The 20,973-nt window shown below is 51.4% G+C and carries 14 protein-coding genes; 11 read left to right on the plus strand and 3 right to left on the minus strand.

From position 1 onward, the window contains the following. Positions 1–28: 28 nt before the first annotated feature. From KJY73_RS00975 to KJY73_RS01025, 11 genes are all read left to right on the plus strand, one after another. Complete coding sequence (locus tag KJY73_RS00975) at positions 29–1,219, plus strand: tetratricopeptide repeat protein (protein WP_214339376.1); 1,191 nt, start codon at positions 29–31, stop codon at positions 1,217–1,219. A gap of 198 nt (positions 1,220–1,417) precedes the next feature. Then, the gene (gene acnB, locus KJY73_RS00980) at positions 1,418–4,030 is read left to right on the plus strand and encodes a bifunctional aconitate hydratase 2/2-methylisocitrate dehydratase (protein WP_214339378.1); all 2,613 of its coding nucleotides are present in this window, start codon (positions 1,418–1,420) and stop codon (positions 4,028–4,030) included. A gap of 811 nt (positions 4,031–4,841) precedes the next feature. After that, the gene (locus KJY73_RS00985; protein ID WP_214339387.1) at positions 4,842–6,017 is read left to right on the plus strand and encodes a hydroxymethylglutaryl-CoA reductase; all 1,176 of its coding nucleotides are present in this window, start codon (positions 4,842–4,844) and stop codon (positions 6,015–6,017) included. Between the two features lie 49 nt (positions 6,018–6,066). Continuing rightward, on the plus strand, positions 6,067–6,435 hold the full coding sequence (locus KJY73_RS00990) for a hypothetical protein (protein ID WP_214339389.1): 369 nt from the start codon (positions 6,067–6,069) through the stop codon (positions 6,433–6,435). A 62-nt stretch (positions 6,436–6,497) separates the two neighbouring features. Beyond that, positions 6,498–6,929, plus strand: a complete 432-nt coding sequence (locus KJY73_RS00995; protein WP_214339391.1) for a DUF192 domain-containing protein — start codon at positions 6,498–6,500, stop codon at positions 6,927–6,929. A gap of 86 nt (positions 6,930–7,015) precedes the next feature. Then, positions 7,016–7,366: a DUF4870 domain-containing protein gene (locus tag KJY73_RS01000; RefSeq protein WP_206592111.1), complete on the plus strand. Its 351-nt coding sequence runs from the start codon at positions 7,016–7,018 to the stop codon at positions 7,364–7,366. 2 nt (positions 7,367–7,368) lie between these two features. Next, the gene (locus KJY73_RS01005) at positions 7,369–7,929 is read left to right on the plus strand and encodes an isochorismatase family protein (RefSeq protein ID WP_214339393.1); all 561 of its coding nucleotides are present in this window, start codon (positions 7,369–7,371) and stop codon (positions 7,927–7,929) included. Between the two features lie 11 nt (positions 7,930–7,940). After that, a complete protein-coding gene (locus tag KJY73_RS01010) occupies positions 7,941–8,471 on the plus strand; it encodes a DsrE family protein (protein ID WP_332874145.1) in 531 nt (176 codons plus the stop codon). Between the two features lie 109 nt (positions 8,472–8,580). Beyond that, complete coding sequence (locus KJY73_RS01015) at positions 8,581–9,414, plus strand: hypothetical protein (protein WP_214339397.1); 834 nt, start codon at positions 8,581–8,583, stop codon at positions 9,412–9,414. A gap of 10 nt (positions 9,415–9,424) precedes the next feature. Next, complete coding sequence (locus KJY73_RS01020; protein WP_214339399.1) at positions 9,425–12,700, plus strand: hypothetical protein; 3,276 nt, start codon at positions 9,425–9,427, stop codon at positions 12,698–12,700. Positions 12,701–12,705: 5 nt separating this feature from the next. Then, entirely contained in the window at positions 12,706–14,148 is a 1,443-nt protein-coding gene (locus KJY73_RS01025; protein WP_214339401.1) for a vWA domain-containing protein, read from the plus strand. On the opposite strand, the gene KJY73_RS01030 is transcribed toward KJY73_RS01025, so the two are convergent. Genes KJY73_RS01030 through KJY73_RS01040 form a run of 3 tightly spaced genes read right to left on the minus strand, consistent with a single transcriptional unit; the run spans position 14,135 to position 20,968 of the window. Further along, the gene (locus KJY73_RS01030; RefSeq protein ID WP_214339402.1) at positions 14,135–15,064 is read right to left on the minus strand and encodes a hypothetical protein; all 930 of its coding nucleotides are present in this window, start codon (positions 15,062–15,064) and stop codon (positions 14,135–14,137) included. The genes KJY73_RS01025 and KJY73_RS01030 overlap by 14 nt on opposite strands. Next, on the minus strand, positions 15,064–15,627 hold the full coding sequence (locus KJY73_RS01035) for a hypothetical protein (RefSeq protein WP_214339404.1): 564 nt from the start codon (positions 15,625–15,627) through the stop codon (positions 15,064–15,066). Before KJY73_RS01035 ends, KJY73_RS01030 begins: the two co-directional genes overlap by 1 nt. A 43-nt stretch (positions 15,628–15,670) precedes the next feature. Further along, a complete protein-coding gene (locus tag KJY73_RS01040) occupies positions 15,671–20,968 on the minus strand; it encodes a putative Ig domain-containing protein (protein ID WP_214339406.1) in 5,298 nt (1,765 codons plus the stop codon). Positions 20,969–20,973 lie beyond the last annotated feature (5 nt).

The raw sequence follows: 20,973 nt of genomic DNA on the forward strand, positions 1-20,973 counted from the left end.
TTAGCGGCGTTTTCAGCAGGGATAAGCTATGCGCATTAACAATTTTATCTGCATTTTGCTCGTACTTGTGCTGTGTGGATGCCAGTCATCGCCAGTGACAGAGTATCAGGCTCCGGTTTACCAGAGCTTTTTGCCAACAAATTGGCCGACCGACGAGCAGGCCCCCGAAGAGCATACTGAAGCCGATTTATTCGCATTATCAGATGCTCAAAAGCAACACTTTCTGGCGTATTTCCATGCCCCCGAAAATGCAAAGCACCAACCTCATTGGCGTCTGGCTAATTTTCTTGAAAACAAACTGGGTAATTTTGATTACCGCGGCAATACCTATACAGCGCAACAAGCAATGGCCAGTAATTCCGGGAATTGTTTATCGTTAGCGCTTATTACCGGTGCACTAGCAAAAGTTGCTGGGTTGAAAATTGAGTTTCAGCAAGTTGATGCCGCACCAGTTTACCGACTTGAAACGGATCTCTTAATACTGTCCCGCCATGTGCGCAGCAAAGTGTATGATCCGGATTTTGTTCCGGAAAAGCAGATGATCTATCTGAGTAAGCCCGCGGTCTTGATTGACTATTTACCAAGGTCGGGTGACAGATATGGAAAACGTGTGACAGAACAAGATGTTATTGCCATGTATTATCAGAACCTGGCGGCCGATGCACTGATAGAAAATGATTTAATCAAAGCGCACGGTTTGATTCGACTGGCACTGGCGCAAAATGAGTTGAATCCGTCCAGTTTAGCTACCCTGGCGGTGATTTATGCCAGGGGGGGCCATCAGCAGCAGGCAGAACAAGTTTATCTTTATGCTATGGAGCGGGATGTTACGTCTTTGGAGTTATTAGATAATTATCGCCAGTTGCTGATTAAGCAGGGAAGAAATAAAGAGGCGGCACAAGTAGCGAAAAAATTAGACAACACTCAGGACAATAATCCCTATCGGTGGCTTAAGCTAGCAGAACAAAGTTTTGCCGAAGGAAACTTTGAATCCTCAGTAAGCTATTACCGTAAAGCCGAAAACATTGCGCCTTATCTGGAAGAAGTCCATTTAGGGTTTGCAAAAGCCTATTTTAAACTTGGCAAAATTGAAGCGGCCACAAAAGCTCTGGAGAAAGCCATTGAGCTAAGCTACCGCGCCAAGGAGAAGCGTCTTTACGAAGCTAAGTTGGCAACGTTACGTGCTATTCATAGTGAAATGGAAAGCGATGCCAATTGAGAACTATTCCCATCTTATTCACCTTGTTTATTAAATTTTAATCAACATCACTGAAATTTATACTGGTTATAAGTGAACTAAAGGTTGGGCAAATTTAAATCTTCATACTAAACCCTTATACTTGTCGGGTTTTAATGTTCCTGCCGCAAACTGGGCAACCAGTCATTTGGGCAGCTAACTCAAGAAGAGGACCAAACTGTGTTAGAAGCATATCGTCAACACGTAGCAGAACGTGCCGCTGAAGGTGTCCCGCCAAAACCTCTGAGCGCCGAACAGGTCGCTGAGCTGGTTGAACTGTTAAAGAATCCCCCTGCCGGTGAAGAAGCCTTCCTGGTTGAACTGATTTCCGAGCGTGTGCCTCCCGGTGTGGATGAAGCGGCATACGTTAAAGCCGGTTTCCTGAGCGCTATTGTTAAAGGTGAAACCAGCTCGCCACTGGTCAGCAAAGATGCTGCCGTACAGCTGCTGGGCAACATGCATGGTGGCTATAACATTGTGACGCTGGTGGAGCTGTTGGATGACAACGAGCTGGCCGAGCAAGCGGCAGAAGAGCTGAAGCATACTTTGCTGATGTTTGATGCCTTCCACGATGTGGAAGAAAAGGCAAAGGCTGGTAACGCCTATGCTAAAGATGTGATGCAGTCGTGGGCTGATGCTGAGTGGTTCACTAGCCGCCCTGAATTGGCTGAGAAGATCACTGTTACTGTGTTTAAAGTAACAGGTGAGACTAATACTGACGACCTGTCCCCAGCACCTGATGCCTGGTCACGTCCAGATATTCCTTTACATGCGCGCGCCATGTACAAAATGACCCGTGATGGTCTGACCCCTGAAATACATGGCGAGGTTGGCCCGCTAAAACAGATCGAAGAAATTAAAGCCAAAGGCCATCCGGTTGCCTTTATAGGTGACGTGGTAGGAACTGGCTCTTCGCGTAAATCTGCCACTAACTCGGTATTGTGGTATTTCGGCGAAGATATGCCGGGCGTACCTAACAAGCGCAGCGGTGGTATCTGTTTTGGCTCTAAAGTAGCGCCAATCTTCTTTAACACTATGGAAGATGCCGGTGCTCTGGTATTCGAAGCCGATGTAGACAAAATGGAAATGGGCGATGTTATCGATATCTACCCATTTGAAGGCAAGATCAAGAATGCCGAAACTGGTGAGCTTTTAGCCGAATACAGCTACAACTCCAAAGTTATCCTGGATGAAGTCCGTGTTGGTGGTCGTATCAATATGATCATCGGTCGTGGTTTGACCGAGAAAGCCCGTGAGTCACTGGGGTTGCCTCCTGCTGATTTCTTCCGTATGCCTGAGCAACCTGCTGACACAGGCAAAGGCTTCACACTGGCGCAGAAGATGGTTGGCCGTGCCTGTGGTGTGGAAGGTATCCGCCCAGGTACTTACTGTGAACCTAAGATGACCACTGTTGGTTCTCAGGACACCACAGGTCCTATGACCCGTGATGAACTGAAAGACCTGGCTTGTCTTGGTTTCTCTGCCGATTTGACCATGCAGTCATTCTGTCACACTGCGGCCTATCCTAAGCCGGTTGATATTGACACTCAGCACACCCTGCCAGACTTTATTATGAATCGTGGTGGTGTGTCTTTGCGCCCTGGTGACGGTATTATTCACAGCTGGCTGAACCGTATGTTGTTGCCCGATACCGTAGGTACAGGTGGTGACTCGCATACTCGTTTCCCCATTGGTATTTCCTTCCCGGCCGGTTCTGGTTTGGTGGCTTTCGCGGCCGCTACCGGCGTTATGCCTTTGGATATGCCTGAGTCAGTGCTGGTACGTTTTAAAGGTAAGATGCAGCCTGGTATCACTCTGCGTGACCTGGTGCATGCCATCCCGCTTTACGGTATTAAGCAAGGCCTGTTGACCGTTGCCAAGAAAGGTAAAGTGAATGCCTTCTCTGGTCGTATTCTGGAAATTGAAGGTCTGGAAGATTTGACTGTTGAGCAGGCATTTGAACTGTCTGATGCGTCTGCTGAGCGTTCAGCAGCGGGTTGTACCATCAAGCTGTCTAAGGAGTCTATTGCCGAGTACCTGAACTCTAACATCACTATGCTGCGCTGGATGATCAGCCATGGTTACGGTGACCCCCGTACCCTTGAGCGTCGTGCACGTAAGATGGAAGAGTGGTTGGCTAAGCCTGAACTGATGCAAGCTGATGCTGATGCGGAATACGCTGAAATCATCGAAATCGATCTGGCTGATATTAAAGAGCCAATCGTGTGCTGCCCGAATGACCCGGATGACGCCAAGACCCTGTCTGAAGTAGCTGGCGACAAGGTCGACGAAGTCTTTATCGGTTCTTGTATGACTAACATCGGCCACTTCCGTGCCGCCGGTAAGTTACTGGAGCAGAACAAAGAAGCCCTGACCACACGTCTGTGGATGTCACCACCGACTAAGATGGATCAGGCGCAACTGATGGAAGAAGGTTATTACAATATTTATGGCCGTGCCGGTGTGCGCACCGAAATGCCAGGATGTTCACTGTGTATGGGTAACCAGGCACGTGTAGCCGCTGGCAGCACTGTGTTGTCTACTTCTACCCGTAACTTCCCCAACCGTTTGGGTGACGGTGCCAATGTGTACCTGACCTCTGCGGAGCTGGCGGCAGTGGGTGCTATTCTGGGTCGTATCCCGACCACCGAAGAGTATCTGCAATACGCCAGTAAGATCGATTCTATGGCAGGTGATATCTACCGTTACCTGAACTTCGATCGTATGGACGAGTTTAAAAAGGCTGAGCAAAAAGCCAAGGCAGAAATCATTCCTACTTTGAATGTAGCCTGATAGCTGACTAAGCATTGAAAAGCCGGGACTTGTCCCGGCTTTTTTATGCTCAGGATGAGTGGTATGGCGCGGTGGCATGGATGCCAAGGAGCGCCGATGTCCAAGGATGGACGGTATGCCGGTGTTGCAGGGAGCCTTCACCGGCGATGTCCAAGGATGGGCGCGCAGATAACTATAAGCTACCTCCCTGTAGCTTACCTGCTTCGCAGGCCAGCTAAAGCTGTTCCATAGCGTTCCTTACGCTATGGTGCTCCTCGGCTTTGTCTCCTGAGTCGCTCTACCTCCTCCATCCATGGAGTCGTGCGTTTTCTGCACTTCCGCCATCCCTGGCGGGCGTATGCCGGTGTTGCAGGGAGCCTTCACCGGCAATGTCCAAGGATGGGCGGGCAGATAACTATAAGCTGCCTCCCTGTAGCTTACCTGCTTCGCAGGCCAGCTAAAGCTGTTCCATAGCGTTCCTTACGCTATAGTACTCCTCGGCTTTGTCTCCTTATTTGCCCTAACTTTTCCGTTCGCTATCCCCTCTTAGATCACTGCGACTCGCTAGCTCTCCTTGCTCGTTGCAGAGCAGTGTCTGCACTTTTTGCACCATGTTGGTGCGAAAATTTGACTGCTGCTTTAGCCTATTCAACCTTTTTGACAACCAAGCTGTTGTTATTTGTCATGTTTCTGCCATCTGCTCAACGTTTAATGGTATCTGGCGTAGATAATGCTAAAAATAGTAGTGAAATCACGGCGAAATGACACCTTAAGGTAATAAAAGCCTAAAAATTAAAATTCTCATTTAACTGAGCGCACTGAAGGACTAAGCATGAAAATAGACGATCGTATTCCCAGGGACAGACGTAACGATTACAGCCGGGAGATGGCCGACAAACGCCGTAGTTTTCTTGCTGATAAAACAGGAGAAACACTGGAGTACACAGGTCAATTCAGTATTGATCCAGGTGTATTGCCCGGCAATATCGAAAATTTTATCGGTATTGTGCAGATGCCAGTGGGTATTGCCGGACCCGTGCAAATCAACGGCGAATATGCTCAGGGGCAGTTTTATGTACCTTTGGCAACTACCGAAGGCACCCTGGTTGCCAGCTACAGCCGCGGTATGCGGGTGATCAATGAGTGTGGTGGCGTGACAACCACAGTCGTCGAACAGTTTATGCAGCGTGCGCCGGCTTTCTTGTTTGAAAATGCCCGTCAGGCCCGTGATTTTGGCCAATGGGTCAGTGCCAATTTTGCCGCCATTGCCGAAGTGGCAGAAAGCACCAGCAGTATCGCCAAACTACAACATATCGAACAGTGGTCGGTGGCCAAAATGCGCTACCTGAGGTTTAACTACACCACCGGCGATGCAGCCGGACAGAATATGGTGAGCAAAGCCACGCTGGCCGCCAGTGAATGGATCAAACAACATTCTCCTATCCCCTGCGATTACCTGCTGTCTGGCAATATGGATACCGATAAAAAACATTCGCAACTGAATATGATCCACTCCAGAGGACGGCGGGTGATTGCTGAGATTGTGCTGAAAAAAGAGGTGCTGCGTAAGATTATGCACGTAGACAGCCGCATGATGGCCAAGGCCGCCGTTTTGTCTAATGTGGGTGCCCGGATTGCCGGGGCTGCCTATAACGGTCCCCATTCAGCCAACGGTATTGCCTCTTTGTTTATTGCTACCGGGCAGGATGAAGCCAATGTGGTGGAGTCTCACGCTGGTCATATGTCCCATGAGTTACTGGAAAACGACGATCTGTATTTGTCGGTCACTCTACCTTCATTAATTGTCGCCACTTATGGTGGTGGAACCGGGTTGCCAACCCAAAAAGAGTGCCTGAATTTATTGGGATGCTACGGTAAAGGCAAGGCCAACAAGTTTGCCGAGATTGTTGCCGCTACTGTACTGGCGGGTGATATTTCGCTGGCTTGTGCTGTGATCGCCGGCCACTGGGTTAGCAGTCATGACAGATTAGGGCGCAACAGACCCTAATCTGTTAACGAGTTATACTTGAAAGCATTATGAAACGCGGAATGTAAGCATGCTAGAGCATGGTACTTTTACCCTTAGCCTGAAAGGACGGGTATTACATACCTTTCCTACAGGGAGTTTTAACCGGCAAGGTTTGGTGAAATATCGCCAAGCCGTGCTGGCTGCAGTCGTTGGAAAGAGTAACTGGGTACTGTATGAACATGCGGGCAATGGCACGGCCCTGACCAATGATGCCTTGCCAGAGCTAATTGCCACCTATTGCCAGGCACAGTTGGCTGGATGTATTGGCATCGCCTGTGAAGTCGGGCCGTTGTTTAAGGATTTGATCAACAGTGCAGCAAAGGGAAAGGTGCATATTCCCCTGCTGCTGTCCGAGCATAGCACTGACCTGGACGACTTTATCAGCCACTTACCCTAATCGTTGCATTGCGTCTTATGTACCGCTAACGTGTTACCTCGTTTATTTATTTGGAAATTGGCATGCGTTGGATACTGATCTTGTGCGGTTTGAGTCTGGCCCCTCTGGTAATGGCCGGTGAATCCTTGTTTGGTCAGGTGCAGGTATTGGTGGCTGACAAGCAGCTAAAGTTGGAACTAGCGCAAAGTTATGAGGCCAGAGCACGAGGCTTGATGCACAGAGAGCATCTTTGTACCGATTGCGGCATGCTGTTTGAGTATACCGAGCCACGGGTAATCAGCATGTGGATGAAGAATACCCTGATCCCATTGGACGTAGCCTTTGTCGATAAGCAAGGCAAAATCTTAGTTATAAAGCCTATGCAGCCCCATGATTTGACTCCGGTTGATTCTGAACAACCAGCCAGTTACGCATGGGAAATGAATCAGGGCTGGTTCGCCCAAAATGGCATTCAAGCCGGGGCTCAAGTGTCGTTCAAAGTACAGAATAACTAACCCGGCTGGTCGTAGTAGTGTATTTCTGGAATCTCTTGTAGAGTCTCGATTTCGGGTATCTAAACAAAAACAAAAGGAAAATTATCATGTCAGACTCACTACCCACTGAATCCAGTGAAGTTAGCCAGGATTCTAAGAATCTGGCCTTATTGTTGTGGATCGGCACTATCTTTTTTGGCTTTATTCCGGGATTGGTGTTTTATCTGGTAAAGAAAGACGATGCCTATGTACTGGATCAATCTAAAGAAGCCTTGAACTGGTCCATTACGGCTATTTTTGCCTATATTGCCGCATTGATCCTGACCGTGATCCTGATTGGTGCATTACTGCTTCCTGTGATTGGCCTTGTGCACCTGATTTTCTGTATTTTGGGTGCGGTAGCTGTATCCAGTGGTAAGGAATTCCGCGTACCTTTCGCTATCCGTCTGCTTAAATAGCTATGCCTGTCCGGCTAAACGCGCACAATAGTGCCCTGATACTAATAGATGTACAGGGCAAACTGGCGCGCATGATGCCGGACGTATCCGGTTTGTTGGCCCGCATAGGTGCTTTGTTGCAAGCGGCTGACAAGCTGGGTGTCCCCATAATCTGGTTGGAACAAAACCCGCAAGGCTTAGGTGCAACCTTGCCCGAACTCAGTGCCTTATTGGCGGGGCGTCAACCTATCATAAAACAGCATTTTGATGCCTGCGCTGAACCTGACATTCACCAGCGTTTATCTGAGTTAACTGCCGAACATCTGGTGGTGTGTGGTATTGAGGCGCATGTCTGTGTTTATCAAACAGCCATGGGGCTATTGGCGCTGGGTAAACAGGTGCATGTGCCGGTTGATGCTGTTGCTTCGCGCTATGACGAAGCCAGACAACTGGCAGTAACGCGGTTGGCACAAGAAGGGGCCAGACTCAGCAACACCGATATGCTGCTGTTTGAATGGCTGGGCAGTGCAAAACATCCTGAATTCAGATCTGTCCTTGAACTTATCAAGGGCTTAAGCCATTGAAAAGGTGCAACGTGCAATACAAATATCTGGCTGCCTTGGCATTTTCCTCTCTGACACTGGCCGAGCCAGCGGTTTTTAATAAAGGACCGCTAATCACAGATTTTGGGCAGCATGCCAAAGTTGAGGCCATGCTGCCTTTGCCGGCTGATGCAAAGTTTAAGGTTGCCTTTGATGTGGCTGAACAGGCTGAGCCGGGTAAACTCAACAAGCGCTTTAATTCCCTGGCGCGCTTTGTGAATATGCATGTTGCCAATGGTGTTAAAGCAGAGAATATTCAACTGGCGCTGGTAGTGCATGGTAAAGCCGGGTTTGATTTGCTTAGCGAGCAGGCCTATCGCCAGAAATTTTCCCACAGCAACGCTAATATCGCTTTAATTAAAGCCTTGGCAGACCAAGGCGTGCAAGTGATGCTCTGCGGACAGTCTGCCGCTGCGATGGAGATTAGCGCAAAGAATCTAATGCCCGAGGTGCAATTGGGCTTATCCGCTATGACCTTGCATGCACTGTTGCAGCAACAAGGCTATACACTAAACCCCTTCTAATCGCTTCTGACCTTTTCCCGCACCGGCAAAAATATTTATTGTCGGTGGTGTCCGCTTTTTTCACCTAAGCACGATCTATCCCTGTTACAACCAAAAAAGGGACTAGAACATGAAAGCTTATCAAACTCTTGCCATCTCTCTTTGCTGCTTAAGCGGTAGCGCTTTTGCTGATATTCAGGCGGTATATGATTTCGCCGGGCAACAAATGGATATCGTGGTAAAGAACGACCAGCAAATGCGCATGAACTTTGCGCAAGGTCAGTTTTTATTGCGTCAGGGCGACGATGTATACAGTGTCAGTGGCGACCCCAAACAAGGCTATATCGCCATATCACTTAAGGACATAGCCGGTGTGGCTTTCGGCGGTCAAAGTACGGAAGCCGCTGCCACTGAGATGAAACCCGAGATTGTAAATACCGGTAAAACTGAGAAAGTCGCGGGGTTCCCCGGCAATATCTTTATTGCCACCTATATGCAAAACGGCAAGAAGGTGCGCTCAGAGATGGTGCTGTCCAAAGATGCCCGTCTGATTGAGATTCGTCGCGCGCTGCTGGATATGACCGCCAAGTGGGCCAGTATGGTGGGGGCCGATGGTGTGCTGCCCAAGCAGTTTGCCCAAATGGAAAAGCAGCTCGACGGCTATGGTGGTTTGCTAAGGCTCGACGATGACATGCGCCTACTGAAGGTCAACAAGGTGAGTAAAGGCGCCGACTACTATTCCCTGCCTGCCAATACCCGTATCCAGGATCTGTCGATGGTCTCGGGCATGCTCGGCGGTACCAAAAACATGAATTGTGAAGGAGAAGCAGCAGAGTATAACCCGCTGTGTTTGATGCAAGAGGCGACCGGTGAGGCGGTAGATGAAAGCAAAAACGAAGCGAAGCAAGAAGCCAAAGAAAAGGTGAAGGAAAAAGTAAAAGGTTTCCTCAAAGACCTGTTCTAAGGAAGAGAAGATGCGCGTAGTTAGCCTTGTCTTTGTTTCGCTGCTTGCTTGGTCAAACCTGAGTTTGGCCACGGAGCGTTGCCCCAGCAGTTTTACCGGCAAAAATGGTCCAATACTTGAGCCCGGCGAGGTGATTGGTAGTGTGGATGTGCCAGTATCCGAACCTGAGCAATTGTTTGCCTGGGTAAAAGCGCAACAAGGCGAAGGCTATCTGTTACCCCTGGAAGGCAATGCGGATGCCCTGCGTTTTAATTTGCTTTGGCATCCGGATACGCCCTGGCAAGGGGGGCAGGCCGACATCATTCTCACCGATGGTGAATGGGCTTGCCCTGCGGTTGGTGTAACTATTGCCCCCCTGCAACGTGCTGATGGGGCCTTAGATGCGTTGTTGGCCCTGCTCACCCAAGGATTGGAAAATGAAGCCTTGCCACTGGGTAAAAATGTCGACAGCCTGCGCGAGCAAGAGGATGGCGATATTCCCGCCTTGCAGATTTTATCGGCTTTTTCTCAGTCACTGGCCGATGACGCCGATCCCCAGAGTTTTGCCAATCTGTTGGCGAGCATGCGTGCCGACCCCGAGCAGAGTGAATCGCTGGCACTGATGGAGGCGCTGTTAGCCGCTACCGGGCTGCTGGAAACTATGTATGAGGATTTGGCGAGCCGAGCGGCGGCAATGCGAATGCCAGACAACACGGAGCCACTACCTCCACAAACACAGCTTTTACGCATGCTGGAAAAATCTCAGCATGGCAGTGAGATGGCGCCAGTGCCGTTGTTATATCAGCCAGCATCCGAACAAGCCGGGTCATTTTTGCCTGTCGGCTCTACCAGCAAAGGGCCTGCCCCGTCGTTTAACTTTTCGGTGTTTCCTGATGCGAAGTCCTTATCTGAGGCTATGTATGGACAGTTTCACTCTGAAACGGGCTTGCTTCCGGATGTGCAGATTTACCGTGATGCAGCTGGTGCCTTATTCACAGCGGGTAGTGCCTTGGCCACGGTGGCGGGCAATAAGAAGCTGGGTAAGGTTTACGATTATGCCGGGCAGGGCCTATTCGTATGGACCATATTTGACAAGCTGCGAGACGGCCTTTACCCGCATAAATTGCTGGATATGAAAATTGCCGCATCCAACGACCTTATTTATGTGCATACCAAGCCGGATGGGGGCGTGGTAAACGCGATATGGGTCACACCAAGGGCCAAAGGGCTGGACATGAGCAAAATCGCCTTGGATTTTGTTTTACAGTATCTACCGGTCAATAAGCTGGCTAGTATGCGTTCGGGATCGGCTGTTAACCGGATTGCCACCAATGACAGCATGGGCCGTCGGCTTAGCGCCGCAGCCGAAAGTCAGTTTCAAAAAGCCCTGTATAAAGCACAGCGTAACGACGGGCTGCTGGAAGGTCTGTTAGATACCTCAAAATGGACAATATTAGGCAAAATTATTGAAAAACTGCCCGGTAATGGCGTGATCCCACCTTTTGATTATCCGCCGGTCAATATTTATCAGCGAGGTTACGTTGACCTCAAGCTGTCCAGAACTGGCGTTGTTGAGGTGGATTTTCCCGAAGAAGGGCTGATGATCTATCGTGCCATGGCTGCGGGGCGTGTGCTGCTTAACGCTTATACCCGTTCCGGAAAGTTCGGCAATACCAACGCCACGGCAGAATATGAAGTGCGGGTAAGAGAAAGTCAGGGTCTGCATATCAACCCTGGCAACCCAGTGGTGATGCCTGGTGAAACTATCCGGCTGTTTATTGCCTGGGGAGGCGAAGAGACCAGCTTACCGCCGCAGTTTGTCATCGATTTTCAAACCAGTCAGCCAACTCATCAATACAAGTTGTCCAGCACGCCAACACGCATGAACGTCAATGGATATGCACAGTGGGTCTATACCCTGGATGTGTCCACCAAGGCCAATGAACAACTTTTTCCTATCCATGTGTCTGCCTGGCTCAAAGAGCGCCCCGAAATTAAGACGCAGGCCCGCATTGATCCAACCGCAATTGTGCCTGGAGAAGGCTGCATAGAGCCAGACAGTACAGTGACTTTTCGGGTACCGGTGAGCGGCGGTAAAGTCATGCAGGGATTGAGTTGGCGGGTGCTGGAGGGGCCAGGTCAGATTAGCCGGCAGGGGGTTTATCAAGCCCCGGCCAAAACCCAAAAAGGGCAAAGTGTGCGGATTGAAGTGCGCTCTCAAAAGGGGCTGGTGCTAAGCCGGGAAATGCGTTTGTCCTGTGGCTGTGAGTGGCGCTTTAACGCTTACGGACAGCAATGGGAAGGAGATAACGTATCTATCACCTCTTTTCATGAGCCGGGCAGACCAGTTGGTCATATGCTTCAGGCGGGTGAAGGAGATTCAAGCGTGATGATTAACTCTGAGCAGGCTCCAGGGCCAGGTTCGCTGCGCGGTGTGCTGAACGCGACCTTAGGTCAGCGGTACTTATTTACCAGTGGTTGTACCGATGAGAATCGCGATGGTCTGTGTGATGCCGTTGAACGTAAAAAGGATGAGCCCGTGGCGCCGCCCCCGCCGACTTATACCATCACCTCAGTAGCCGGGGGATTTATTGAGGGGGTGATGTCCGGTCAGGCCATTGAAGGGCATCTGCTAAATGGTCAGCAGTCTATCTTGCCTTCTACCCCGTTCAGTTTTCGCTTTCGCGCCAAACCTGCCAGCTTTGATACGCAAGATCTGGGACTGGCCCGCGCCTTAGTCTCGTCTGCCGGAGATACGTCCGAAGCTACCCTGGCAGAATTCGCTCAGCTCAGTGCCATGCTTGGGGTAGGAACTTGTGACTCCGATCCTGAATGGGAACAAGCAAAACGCGGACGTCGTCGTGGCGCTGAAGATGACTACCCTGAAGGCACTGCAGAAGATGAGGTAAACCCACAGGAACCCTCAGATCCTGATGGCCAGCGGGGGACTGAAGAGGGGGATGTCAGCCAGGATGACACTGATACAGATCCTTTTAGCACATCATCACCTTCGCCTGAATCGGCCATGCTGCCCGATGACAGTATTCCGCTGTTGCCAAGCCTGCAATGCATCAAGCCAGGTCAGGTCATCGACTTTTATTTACCCGCAACGCACAGTGCGCTTCGCTCCATGTTGGTGTTAAAAGTAAATGGCACAGCGCAGTTAAGTGATGACTGGCGATATCAGGCCCCGGCTGCGTTCGAAAGCCCTTTTGTTGGCATCAGCCTGCACGAGATTCAAAGCGGTATGCGTTTAGCACAGTACTTTTATACGGCCGGTTGTAACCGGTCCACAGCCAAGGAATAGCCTTTATGAAAACCGCCCCGCTGTTTGCACTTTTCTTGTCACCCCTGGCTTTCGCCGATGACAAACCACCCTTAGAAGCACCGACCGCCATTGTTATCGATGTGTCTAATTCCATGTGGGGACAAGTGCAAGGTACGGCCAAAATTGACAGTGCCAGAAGTGCCTTGCAACGTATGCTGGAAGGCTGGCCACAGAATAGGCCGCTTTCGCTATGGGCCTATGGTCACCGAGTGAAATCTTCCTGTGACGACATCGAGCAAATTGCGTCGCCTGATGAGCCGAACAGCGCTGCGCTCAAAGACAAGATTAATCGTCTGACGCCCAAAGGACGCACGCCGCTCACCGCTGCGGTGGAGCAAGCCGCTACTGCCATGCAAGGGCAAGGCGGTACGGTGATCCTGCTCACCGATGGCATTGAAAGCTGCGAGCGCGACCCTTGTAGCCTGGCTGCCACACTAAAGGCCCAGGGCATTGAATTCACCGCACATGTGGTGGGGTTTGATATACAAAAGGAAGCCGACAAAGCGCAGCTTAGCTGCCTGGCGAGCAGCACTGGCGGGCGTTACTTTGATGCGGGCAACGAGCAGGCTCTGCGTGAGGCCCTTGATAAGGCTCAGCAACCCGCTAAGTTACCCGCATCGCCAAGCATGATGCTAATCGGCGCGCAGGAGGTCATGGCGACACGCCTGTTCAGCCTAAGCTGGCAAGGTCAGGCGCAGATTGAAGATAAGGTGGTGTTGGTTAAACAAGGAGCCACTCCTTCGCCGGGTAATGTAGTGGCTGAAGCTAAAACCTACGGGCGTGACAAGGTTGAGCTGCTGGCCCCTGCTGAGCCTGGCCAGTATCAGGCGCATTATCTGTTTGACAGTTACAATAGGCGGGAAAGTCTGTCCCATCTGGATGTGGCCGTGACGCCGCTGGTCGCTACCCTAACCTGGCAGGACCCGGCTAAGGCGGGCAGTGATCTTATTATAAGCAGTGATATTCAGACCGATGCTGAACTGAGTCTGGTGTTGGTTGGCCGAGGACAAGCCATGTCGCAAGCCTTATCTCGCGCCAGTTTTACCAATGGGCAAGGAGAGCTGCGGCTAGCGAACGACAGCGGCGAGTATGATCTGCTATTAGTGGCAAACTGGCATGCAAACAGTGAGGAAATGTTACGTCAGCCATTGAGTATTGTACCCATGCAAACCACGCTGACTGTGCAATCAATTCAAGGACAAACAATCCGCATTGACTGGCAGGGACCGGGCGCCGAAGGGGATAAAATTGTGCTGGTGGCCAAAGATAGTCAGGACAGTTGGGGCGGGGCCCTGGACGGAGACTTCCCCAGCCGCTCGCCGCTTAGTCTTACCGCACCTTCTTCTGGGCAGTACGATGTGCTGTATGTTAGCGATTACTATGGTGTACAGACTGAACTGGCAAGAGTCACCGTCAGTCTGCCTTAGGCTGGCAATCTGACTGACGGTCCGGGTGGCACAGGTCATAGCCGAGCAAGGCTACCTCGCCACCTGGCCACACCCATAGTTCCCGCCAGCGTTCACTGAGGCTGTCATCGCCCAACTGTGTTTGTCTGGCTAAACCATGCCAGACAGGATCATTCCCTTCAACATCCGTGCTAAGCAGTATCTCCAGTAGCGGTTTATCTGGTGAATCACCCGGCTCTAAATTCGCCAGAGCCAGGGTGTGATACAAGGTATCCAGCAGCCAAGGTTCGCTCACGCCATGCTGTTGCCGGTAAGGGGCTTGCCATGTTGGTAGATCTAATGGTTTATCTGGCATGGCTTTTGGTGGTGACAGGGTTATTGTAAGGCATGAATAACCCAAACAATCCTCGGTGCTGGCCTGCACATCTCCAAACTGCCTGCGACTTGCCGCCACTACATGCGGCGCACCATACAAATTGATCATATCAAAGCGCCAGCTTATATGCGGCCCTTCACCAAACTCTTGAAGCGGTGCGACATGCGCTTCACCCAGTTCCAGCACCAGCTGTTTATGCAGTGCAGGGCCCAGATTAAAGCGACTTAGTTCGATGCGGCTGAGGGCCGGAGATTGGATAGATTCAGCGGGGTAGCGCCATAGACGCAAGCGATAACGAACCCGTGGCAGGGGAATTTCCTGGCTGGCAAACAGCAGATAGCTATAACTGAACTCTGATAACTGCGCAGCCAGGGACTGACCATTGGCATCAAAGCCACTGCCATCATGGTTGCTAAACCAATCTTTGTTCAGGGTAAAAAAGCCCTCTCCCTGCCATTGCTGTAACTTTGTCTGGGAGATGGCCTGATAAGGCTGTTCCAAGGCACCGGCGCTACTCGCCAGTGCCAGGGTCAGGCAGCAATATCTGCGATTGCGTGACATTAGAACTTGCCATGTTCACTGATAGTGGTGAGGAGCTTTTGGGCAGTATCTGCAGGGGCATTGGCGACTGAAATAACCACCAACAGGTCATCGTGGCGCAGCAACCCCTGAGTTTCTTTCATTTTGCCTACCGACACTTCACGGATAAAGCCTTGGCCCCGGGCCAGATCGTCAACCTTTTGATTACGACTGAGATTGCTCCAGTGGCGTTCGAAGTCCAGTGTTGGTTTTTTACCTTTTTCTTCCATCAGGCTGTTGCCCTTAGCAAAGCTTTCCGGCGTATAGAGGCTGAAAACCAAGGTGCGCTGCTTAAACTGTTCAGCAAAGGTAGTAGGTGCCGGGTCATCGACAAACAGCACTTTACAGCGTGATGCCACGCCGCTTAAGCGGCGTTCAAAATCATCAACCAGGGTAGTTTGCAATTCGATATTGGCAGCCAGAATACTTTGTAAACTGCCAGTGTCCAGCAGTTCACACGCTGATTTTTCGTCTATGGGGCTACTGGTGGCCTGATTACAGCCAGCTAACAGGGCTAGTAGCGCGGATGCGATGGTTTTCTTCATGGATGAGCTCCAAAGTTATAGGGAGGCGACGGCCTCCCATGGGTTAAGGGCAACTGGCAATGTCATTGCCGGTGCATTGGTAAATCACGCTGTCATCCAGGATCCGATAGGGATCCTCATTGGATGACAACTGGATGTACAACGCCAATTTGTACAAGATGCCGGTGTTGTCATGGCGCAGGATAAAGTTGGGGGTAATGGGGGGCCCGGCAACGGGATTACCCTGGCCATCAAAGTCTATAGTGCCCAGCAGCGGGTTCTCTGCTGGGGTCTGTAGTGGGGTAAAATTACTGCCTATGCTCCAGGTCAGTGCGCCTAAAGACTGCGGGTCAAAATGCAGCGCAGTAGAAGCCGGTTGCGGGCTCATTGGTTGCAGCATCTGCCAGGTTGCTACCTGGCTCTGTACCTGAATACTGACATTGGCAGCCTCAAAACCCTGAGTTGACAGGGGGAGGTTCAACTGGTTCAGCAGGTTGTTTTGCGACACGTTGTCTCTCACCAGCATCATTGCCAATATGTCAGTGCGGTCAGCACGTTTGAGACTGCCGTCGCTGCTGTCGAACATCAGTGACTGATGGGTTTGAGTATAAGGCGCGATGCCCGACCATGGTGTAGCGGTCCAGATTGTCTGAACCGGGCTGGCAAATACCGACAGATTCATACGTACATTGCAGCGCCATTCAGTCAGGCTTTGCATTTCCTTGGCATTGGGCATGCGCCAGTCACTGTGATTGTGATTACTGCCATCCACACGGTCATTGAAGTTGGCCACCTGCGCCAGTCCCTCAATCCAACTGAAACTTTGCGCGGCACCACTTACAACACATTGTTGCGTGGCGTCATCAAAGTCATGCCCCAATGCACAGCGGCGCCACATCAAATTGGTATAGCTGTCCAGCAAGGTGCCGTCGCCGATTATTTGGAACCTGTCACTGGCAGCCGTGCTGGGCAGTAGATTGTCACAGACCTGACTGCCATCTATTTGGGGCTGCGCACTGGTGGTTTGAGCATAGAGGCTGGGAGGGGCGCCACTAACCAGCAATACACTGCGCTGGCTAAGGTCAGTATCTTGCTCCAGTGCAAAGGTTTTCAGGTCTAGTGCCTGGCTGTTGGGTTGCTGACTGAAGTAAGGGATATCGGCCACAGCAAACAGACTGTCACTGCCGGTTGGCAATGGAGGAGGACTGCCGTTTACCAGGGCTGGTGGGGTGAACAATAAGCTACCATGCTGCATATCGGCGATGCTCATCAGCTCATTCAATGCCGGTAAACGCCAGTTATTGAGTCCGCAGAGGCTCTGCTGATTTGTCACCTTGATATAACTCGTCAGGTTGCACTGACTGTCTGAATGGCAATTCAGTGGATCGCTGTTCGTTGCATTAACTGCATACAGATTATCGCCGTCATGTAACCCGGCATTGCCCACAATGCCGTCTGCACCTGGCTTAACTTGCCAGACAAGACCGGTGACATCGTCCCGCCAGCATGACCATTGGCTGCCTGCTGCCTCAGAGCCATTGTCGTCCCAGGCCTGGTTTTGCTGGGCGAGGGCATTGCCCTGGCTATCCAGCTTGGTGAAACTGTGGGACGGTGTTTGCTGGCCTTTGGCGTCTGCCCCGGTTAATCCATCCTGCCCTTGCACCACGTTGCTGTTGGGATCAGTGGAACATGTCAGTTGGGACAGCCCGCCAGCCATGCTGTCGTCGTCATTGGCACATAACAAATATCCGCTATCTCGCAGGTTGAGGGTCTGGGTTTGCTGGGCGGTGGCATAAGCCAGCGGACTGTCTTGTCCCTGCCCGGCTAGGTTATAGGCGACTACTAGTGCGTAGCGGGCACTGCCGTTCGCCAGCGAGATTTGTTGGTGGGTACCGGTCAAGTTATCCAGCATCTGGCCTTGTGGCAGTCCCTGATAGTTGCTTGAGTTGAGGCCGGCATCGTCGGCCAGATACAACCTATAACCTATAGTTTCAGCCGCATGGCGGGGAGCCACTGCTTGCCAGTTGATATCAATCACACCATCCGAGCCGACGGCTGACAACTGCTGTATTTGCGCTGGTACGCCAAAAATGCGCAGGGTAAAGCTAAGCGTATCACTGCCAAATTGATTGGCTGCGCTTACCTCTACCTGAACATCCCCATCAGTGGCTGTGCTGCCGGTAATTTGCCCGTTGCTGGGGTTGAAACTCAAGCCAGCGGGCAGCGCGGCATTGATACTCCAAGTGTCGACATGGCCGCCGCTGTTAATTGCTTGCACACCGATGGCCTGATTGATAAAGAACACCGGATCCATGCTCAAACTCAGTTGCGGAAGATTGCCATCCACAATAGTGAAGGTCAGTGCCAGGGTGTCGCTGCCTCCGCCATTAGTTGCGGCAATCACGACAAAGTGATTACCTGGCTGAGTGGGGGTGCCGCTGATTTCACCGCTTTGGGTGTTAAGGCTAAGGCCAGTCGGCAAGCTGCCCTGTCTTACAGACCAACTCGCGGCCTGGCCGCCGCTGTTGGAAGGGACAAAACTGAATATCTGGTTAGTCAGGATTTGGCCTGGTAACTGACCACCGAGAGCGGGGGGAGTCGGCTGAACAACGAGAGTGACATTGTGACTGCTGCTGCCAGCACCATTACTGGCGGTAAACTGCAATGGATAACTGCCACTTACCGTTGGTGTACCAGATAGGGTGCCATTTTGATGATTCAAGCCGCTGGGTAATGTCCCTTGAAGTTGCCAAGCGCTGACAGCTCCTCCCTGATTGGTCAGGCTGAAGCTAAAGGGCTGGTTCACCATAGCGTTGCCAGGGCTGCCGCTTAAACTGGGCGGTAAAAGCGGTTGAATAACTTGGGTGGTCAATGACAAGCTGGCCACTTGCCCTGCGGCATCTTCACCTTCCACCACAAAGCTGTAAAACCCCGCTGATTGTGGTGTGCCGCTGATCACGCCAGTTTGGCTGTTAAGTATCAGTCCGGTTGGCATACTGCCAGAGGCCAGGCGCCAGGTTAAGACGCTGCCCTGCAGGGTTTGCAGTGCCAGGCTCATCGGCTCGCCGAGATTCAGGCTGGCAGGTAAGGTGCCACTGATTTCCGGTGCTATCGACCGAATGAGCAGAGGGCTGGTCAGGGCAATGGTGCCATCCAGTTCGGTGGTTAGATTGACCGTCACCTCAAACTCACCACTTTGCTCGGGCGTACCGGCAATAACCCAGTATTCCAACTGCTTGAAGTTTTGCAGTTTAGTGCGTGATTGCAGACTTAATCCCGCCGGTAAACCACTGACCTGCCAACTATGCACCGGATCGGCAAAAATAAATCTGTCGTCGCTTTGGTTGTATACCAAGGTGAATTCATAACTTTGCGTTAATCGTCCGCTTGGCAATTCGCTGAACCCTAGTACGGCCGGTTCATAAACGCTGATCATTGGGCGGTAGTTCGTCTGCCCAAGGTCATCTCTGCAGGCATCGGCCTGTTGTTCGCAGACCACCATGTAAGGCAGATACTGGCCCTTTTGTGCCGTGCTGAAACTGAATTGCCCGGAACTGGGGTCTAACTGCATACCATTGTCTGGATTTACCAGCGTAAACAGATAGGGAGAGAGGCCGCTGGAAGGCATCAGATTCAGACTTAGGTTACTGCCGGTGAGGATTTTATGCTCTGCCGGTATGTTACTGGCGACAAAAGGAGGTGCCACCCCCAACTGCAGACTGGCTTGGGCCTGATTGCCAAATGCGTCGCTGACCTGCACTAAAAGTGACTGTTCCGGTTGCAGGGTTTGCGGGGTGCCGCGGATAGCGTTTTGCTCAAATTGCAAACCGGCCGGCAAGCTACCATTTAATACCTGGTATTGGCGACCTTGCTGGCTGATACCCAGGGTTTCCAGCCGGTTGAAATAGGTTTGGCCAAGCCTGGCCAGCTTTTGATGAGAGATGATGAGTTTCGACTCTGGGGCCAAAGCCGTGACGCCTGCTTCCACTGTGGATACATAGCCAGTGCGTCCATGCATGTCTTGGGACTGGAAGCTGTGCTCACCGTAACAATCCACTTCAGTGCCCCAAATCGCATTGCCATTCGCATCTAAACCGGTCTTGATACGACGTTCAATGCAGTATCTGGCCTTGAGCGGGGCAATCAAGGGCACCAGCCACTCGCCATTGGCACGGGTGCAGAGACTTTGCACGCCAGCGTATAGTTTGTGATAGTCGACGCAGTACAATCCGGCCGGATCCGTCGGTCCGATCACCCAATGGTTAAATTGACCGAAACCCCAATAGCTAAAGTGGGGAAGGTCTGCTGTCACTGACCAGCCGCTAGGGCTTTGCGGATCTCGTTGCAGGATACCGGTAACTTCTTCCTGCCACTGGCCGTTTTGCTCGTTCAGATTGCTAAGAACAATAGGCTGACCTTCAACCAAAGAAGAAAGTAAAGCCTCATCACCTTCCGGATAAGGGAATGTTACGCTAACAAACTGGCCTGGCTTAAGGCTCAGAGGCGAACCTTGCTGAGTGCTAAAACTGAGGTTGGTGACCTGACTGGGGGCATTAGCAAATTGCTGAGCTGGCAGGTCGGGATTTTGGCTGATGTTTAGCACCAACAGCTCGTTTTCCCGTGGTGTTCCTTCTACCTGCCAGGCGTTGGCCGGAATATTCAACTTCAGGCCGTTTTCAGCGCGCAATTGCTGTGCCTGACCGCCATAAAAGGTGAGTTGGGTTTGTACCGGTTGCAGCTCAATGTTTATCAGGGTGAATGCTTCGCTCAGCTCCTGTTTAAGAGGTGCCAGATAGGTGTTATATCCGGATTTGGCTATTTTTATTAGCGCCTGAGTGTCAGCCATATCGTCAATTTGTAACTGACCCTGAGCATCTGTGTGGTAGGCAGTCCAACTGGGAGGCTGACCAATCCATATTTCCTGGTTGCTCAGTGGTGTGCCATCCGGCGTGGTTAGCGTCAGTTGGTAGGTAATGGCGAGCGCTGCCGGTAGCGCAGTGAAACTATGGGCTACCACGACTTCGGCATTTTTGTCATCACGAACAGTGACGGAAAAACTAAATTCCGTTTGCTGCGCTAACTGGGGCAGGTTCAGTTGCTGCTGCATAGTCAGTTCGGTTGACTGTAAAGCCAACTGAGGCCCCTGAGTTTGTGCCCATTTAATTGCGCTTATCTGCCCGTCTTTATCTTCAGCTTGCAACTGTAAGACAACCTTATGCCCGGATGCTGCTAGCTCTGGTCCAGACAGACTGGCAATGGGTGGGCTGTTGGCTGCATCGGGTTCGGTGGCAGGAGAATGGCTTGATTCTGATCCACAAGCGCTCAACAAGCTGACCAGTCCGATGGTAAGTAGCTTTTTCATTTCTA

This window comes from Bowmanella yangjiangensis, assembly GCF_018531185.1.
In the GTDB taxonomy this organism is placed as follows: Bacteria; Pseudomonadota; Gammaproteobacteria; order Enterobacterales; family Alteromonadaceae; genus Bowmanella; species Bowmanella yangjiangensis.